The organism is Moorena sp. SIO4A5, assembly GCF_010672005.1.
Taxonomy (GTDB): Bacteria; Cyanobacteriota; Cyanobacteriia; order Cyanobacteriales; family Coleofasciculaceae; genus Moorena.
The window spans coordinates 1-4,593 of record NZ_JAAHHZ010000381.1; the positions used below are offsets into that span (position 1 = coordinate 1).

The 4,593-nt window shown below is 45.6% G+C and carries 3 protein-coding genes and 2 pseudogenes; 3 read left to right on the forward strand and 2 right to left on the reverse strand.

Translation table 11 applies throughout. The annotated features are described in order from the left end of the window. Positions 1-96: 96 nt before the first annotated feature. The gene (locus F6K57_RS37435; protein ID WP_364305741.1) at positions 97-906 is read right to left on the reverse strand and encodes an aldo/keto reductase; all 810 of its coding nucleotides are present in this window, start codon (positions 904-906) and stop codon (positions 97-99) included. A 177-nt stretch (positions 907-1,083) separates the two neighbouring features. Here F6K57_RS37435 and F6K57_RS37440 point away from each other — a divergent pair. Beyond that, positions 1,084-1,221: pseudogene (locus tag F6K57_RS37440) on the forward strand (formyltetrahydrofolate deformylase); the annotation flags it as partial. A gap of 210 nt (positions 1,222-1,431) precedes the next feature. After that, positions 1,432-2,253 carry a SirB1 family protein gene (locus F6K57_RS37445; protein ID WP_293073417.1) on the forward strand — a complete coding sequence of 274 codons (822 nt, stop codon included), beginning with the start codon at positions 1,432-1,434 and terminating at the stop codon, positions 2,251-2,253. Between the two features lie 42 nt (positions 2,254-2,295). On the opposite strand, the gene F6K57_RS37450 is transcribed toward F6K57_RS37445, so the two are convergent. Then, positions 2,296-2,760: an SRPBCC family protein gene (locus tag F6K57_RS37450; RefSeq protein WP_293073419.1), complete on the reverse strand. Its 465-nt coding sequence runs from the start codon at positions 2,758-2,760 to the stop codon at positions 2,296-2,298. Positions 2,761-3,966: 1,206 nt separating this feature from the next. On the opposite strand from F6K57_RS37450, the pseudogene F6K57_RS37455 reads away from it, so the two are divergent. Further along, a pseudogene (locus F6K57_RS37455) lies at positions 3,967-4,593 on the forward strand (hypothetical protein); the annotation flags it as partial.

A 4,593-nucleotide genomic window follows, 5' to 3' on the forward strand; every position in this document is an offset into this window, starting at 1 on the left:
GGAGCAGATAATTTGCGCTCGCTGTTGTGTTTTACTCAAGCAGTGCGACTTCATTCGTGGTCTGACCCATTTTCATTGGTGGCAGGCAGCCAAGGCTTAACGATAACTATTTAACCGGATTTGATATAACACACCATTTTTGAATAACTTGCCATAAGCCGGAACTTTCATGGCAACGACTCCTACATTTTTCTCTCGCGCCACTGGTAAAACAGTTTTAGCAAAAGGTCGAGGATGGTGAACATCTGCCGCATTCAGAGAAATTAAGGTAGTATCAAAGGGATAGCGCCGCAACCCCTCTGCAATCACATCCGGTTCATGATGTCCGGTAATGCCTAAATATTTGACAATTCCTTGTTCTTTTGCTTCTTCAAAGGCTTTGATAGCGCCATTAGAACTAAAAATCTGATCTAACGTTTCGTGAAAAGAAACATGATGTAATTGCCATAAATCGATAGAATCAGTTTGAAGGCGTTTAAGCGATCGCTCTAACTCTCGCCAAGCCCCATCTCGATCTCGTTGTGCTGTTTTTGTTGCTAAAAATAGATTAGATCTATAAGGGGGTAATACCTTACCCATATAGTTTTCGCTGGGGCCATAGCTAGCTGCGGTATCAAAATAACGAATTCCAAACTGTAACGCCGCTTCAATTTGGGCGACAGCATCAGCTTCTCGATTCATCTTCGACAAAGGGGTTTGTCCTGCACCTCCCAACCCAAAGATTGGAACTTTCACCCCCGTTTTCCCTAACACTCTTTCTGGCATTGTAGCTGCTGTTGGCAGTTGAATAGCTGCTTTTGCTGACAGTTGAGACTGCTGTTGATGCCATGCTGCACTTCCAACAATACCACCCGCAGCAGCAACACTGGTCACGATAAACTTACGTCGAGTTGTTTTGGGTGTCATCGCTCGCCTATTTTACAGTAGCTTTGCTCATATTTTAGCTTGGTTTTTGCAAGGTAAGCATTCAGCTGAATGCTTAGGTATTAACGTTACGGAAATTACCTCGATGTTGAGTCTAGACGAATCAGATATTATCTTCTATAATAGCTGTCTATCTGTATGTTTATTCGAGAAGTTAAGATGACTTCACCGACTGCAACAATACTGCTGTATTGTCCCGAGCAACAAGGACTTGTGGCCAAGATTGCTAACTTTATCTATTCCCATAGTGGAAACATTATCCACGCCGATCAACATACAGATTTGGCAACTGGAATTAAATCAGGAAAAAAAACTTAAACTTTTGTCCATGTTTTGATGCAGCCCCTCCCTATCAGCGATTGCCTTGCTTTATGAGAACACTAAAAACTCCTCGGATATATTGACACTGTTCCCTATTCCCTATTCCCTGTTCCCTTTTTATATCAATCTTATGTTTACATATCAAATAAAAATACTATATAATCAGAGTAGCTGACGGAATTTTAAATGGACTTTACCTCAGGGCGTCAAGGGTTTTACACAGAAATAAATCAGCCAGATGACCAAATTCATTTGGCAAAAGCAGCGCTTTATATAGCTCAGGAGGAATACCCAGATCTGGCTATTGTTGATTACCTCAATGCCTTAGATGTAATGGCATCTGAAGTAGAGGAGCGTTTGCCTGAGCAACCCTATCCCCTGCGAGTGATTAAGACTCTGAATCAGTATTTCTATGATGACCTAGGATATTCGGGTAATAGGAGTGATTACTATGATCCCGGTAATAGTTTCCTAAATCAGGTAATTGATCGGCGCACAGGTATTCCCATTAGCCTTTCGGTGGTGTACCTGGAAGTCGCTCGACGCCTTGATTTTCCCATGGTTGGTATTGGGATGCCAGGGCATTTCTTAATTCGCCCAGAGTTTGAGCAGGTGGGTATCTTTGTGGATGCTTTCGATGGTGGTGAGATTTTATTTCAACAAGACTGCGAGGAACGACTAACCCAAATTTATGGGCATCCGGTAACGCTACAACCACGTTTCCTAGCACCGGTTAGTAATCGGCAGCTGTTGGCACGGATGCTCATGAATCTTAAATTAATTTACCTCAATCGCCAAGACTTACCGAGAGCACTAGCTGCAGTTGAGCGGATGTTGTTGCTGTTTCCTAATGCACCGGTAGAACTGCGGGATCGGGGGCTGATTTACTCCCAGTTGGGATATTTATCAGAAGCATGCCAGGATTTGGAACGTTATTTGGAAATCCTGCCCCAAGCTGAGGATGCTGATATCATTCGTCGGTTACTTGAACAGATCGGAAATCGGTAGAGGCTTCTATGCATGGGCTTGATTAACCCTAATCCCTAATCCCTAATGACTACACTCACGTCGGTAAATCTCCTCTGCTACTAATTTAAGACGTCTGAGTTGGGCTTTCATATCATTCTCGGTCCATTGGGCAGCAAAGCTGTTGAATCCCCAGCTAACGATGGGGTTGGGAATTTCAAATTCAAAACGGTTGACCAAACGGGTGCCTTGTTCAGCTGGCTGACACTCCCAGCGGTCTCGTCCTTTGAAAAAACCCTGGAACTGCCAAACCACTAACCCTGGCTTGCGGTCGATAACCACACTCTTGAGAGTGGGCTGCAACCAGGGAATGTTTATAATGAACCGCGAGCGACTCCCGACATCAGTACTCCACTGCCCCACTGATTCACAACGCAAAATCGGGTTGAGCCAGCGATGCATTAAGCTCTGGTCAGTGATACAGCGCTCGACAATGGTGGCGCTGGCATTAATTTTAATGGATTGTTCAAAAATTTGGGCGTTTTGCATGTAAAATTTCCACATTATCGAAGAGGGGAGTTTGAGGGGAAAAGAATACCCCGTCCTCTTAGGTCGGGGATGAATTTTCCCCTCAATGGCGTTAATAAGCGAAAAAACTGGGTATCGATCCTACCCGGCTACCCCCGGAACGTTCGCGCAGCGTGGCCAAAGGCCAGGGAAAGTTACGCCCATGGAGTTAACAGCCACTTAGTTGGTTGTGCCTGGGAATCCCCATCCTATAAGGGTTGGGGAGGTTCAATGGACTATCTTGATTACCGTGGCAGCTAGCCACACTACCAGACCACTAGAGTTGTGAGGAGGAAAAATTAATCAAGACTTGATTTTTGTACATCAATTGGCTCTAAATATAAGGGTTACATCTTGAGTGACTGACAAACCTACCAAGAAATCTTTCAGCTCCCGAGTGTCCGACGTCACATCGGGGCAAATGCCGATTCAACACTCCATCAAGTTACCCAGCCTAATTTAGGGAGTAAGACCCCCTAAGCTAACTAGTTGACTGCGTCGGCAACTATGGGTAAATTATATCAGCACTCCTGGGTCAAGATTTGTCAGTTAGGCAAGATTAAGCCACATCTGTGGAAAATTTGAGGAGTAAAACGTTCTCGATGAACATCTCAACCTTTACTTTTAAATCTTCTTGTCGTACCTTCTGCTCAAGGTTCTTTTAAGTCAGCACCCTCCTCTGAAGAGACCAGGCTTAGATAGCCTGCCTTCAGGTAGCTGACCAGCCTAAGACCTTGACCCAAGGGGTTGCCCTTACAGTAAAGGATCTACGTTGTTGGCAAGTGTTAAAGTTCCTACCTTGGGGTACTTTGCCCGCTCCAAGCTCTAGAACCGAGTCGTTAAACACTTAGACCAGGGGTAAGACAGTGCGGTTCGGAAAGTACCGACCAACAACGTTGGCCAGGCAAACCTTACCTTGTGCAGCAGATAAGGCGATTCCGGCTTGAACTGGAAAGCACAATAACTGCACCTCTTGTTGTCCAGCTGTTTTTGGGACGGCAGCCTATACCGCCGCGTCGCGGGTCCTCTGGGGTCACCAGAGGCGCAGCTTCCCCGCTCCCAAACTTATCTAGTTGAGACGATAATACCGTGCTCCTCACCAGACCACAGTAGTCACAAGGAACTTAAGGAACTTAAGAAACTTAGGGTTGCCTGTGACATTGGACAATTTAAGTAAGAACAAAGACTATGAATGGAACTTGGGAAGGTATCTTCCAAATTGTAGGAGTGGGTGTGCAGCCATCGGCACACCTGGTTTTAGCCCAGACAGGAGTTCCCGCATTAGACCAAGTTTTGGCAGATGGGGGAACCACCTTACTGAATGTGGTTAAAGCGATCGCAATCTTAGTCATTGGTCTTATCCTGGCTAAGATTGCTGCTGGTATTACCAAAGCAGTAATGAATCGCACCAATATTGACAACAACATTGCTCAGTGGGCTACTGGCGGTCAGCCAGGAACCCAGCCTCCTCCAATTGAGCAATGGTTATCCGGCTCGGTTTTCTGGATTATCATCGTTTTCACGGTCGTAGCGGTTCTAGAAACCCTCAAGCTAGATACGGTTTCCGGACCCCTGAATAGTTTTCTAGACACCATCCTTGGCTTCCTCCCCAGTGTCTTTGGTGCTTTGATTCTCTTGGGTGTTGCCTGGTTACTAGGAACTATCGTCAAGATGATAGTAGTCAGAACCCTCAATGCATTGAATATCGATCAGCGCTTGGGTGAGCAAGTCGGCGATGCTGGCACTAGTCAGTTCTCTCTGGCTCAAACCATTGGCAATGCCCTGTACTACTTAATCTTCCTACTGTTTCTGCCA

Excerpts from the sequence above, each read along its gene's own strand:
- F6K57_RS37445 (WP_293073417.1), top strand. The coding sequence starts at position 1,432 with ATGGACTTTACCTCAGGGCGTCAAGGGTTTTACACAGAAATAAATCAG.
- F6K57_RS37435 (WP_364305741.1), bottom strand. The coding sequence starts at position 906 with ATGACACCCAAAACAACTCGACGTAAGTTTATCGTGACCAGTGTTGCT.
- F6K57_RS37450 (WP_293073419.1), bottom strand. The coding sequence starts at position 2,760 with ATGCAAAACGCCCAAATTTTTGAACAATCCATTAAAATTAATGCCAGC.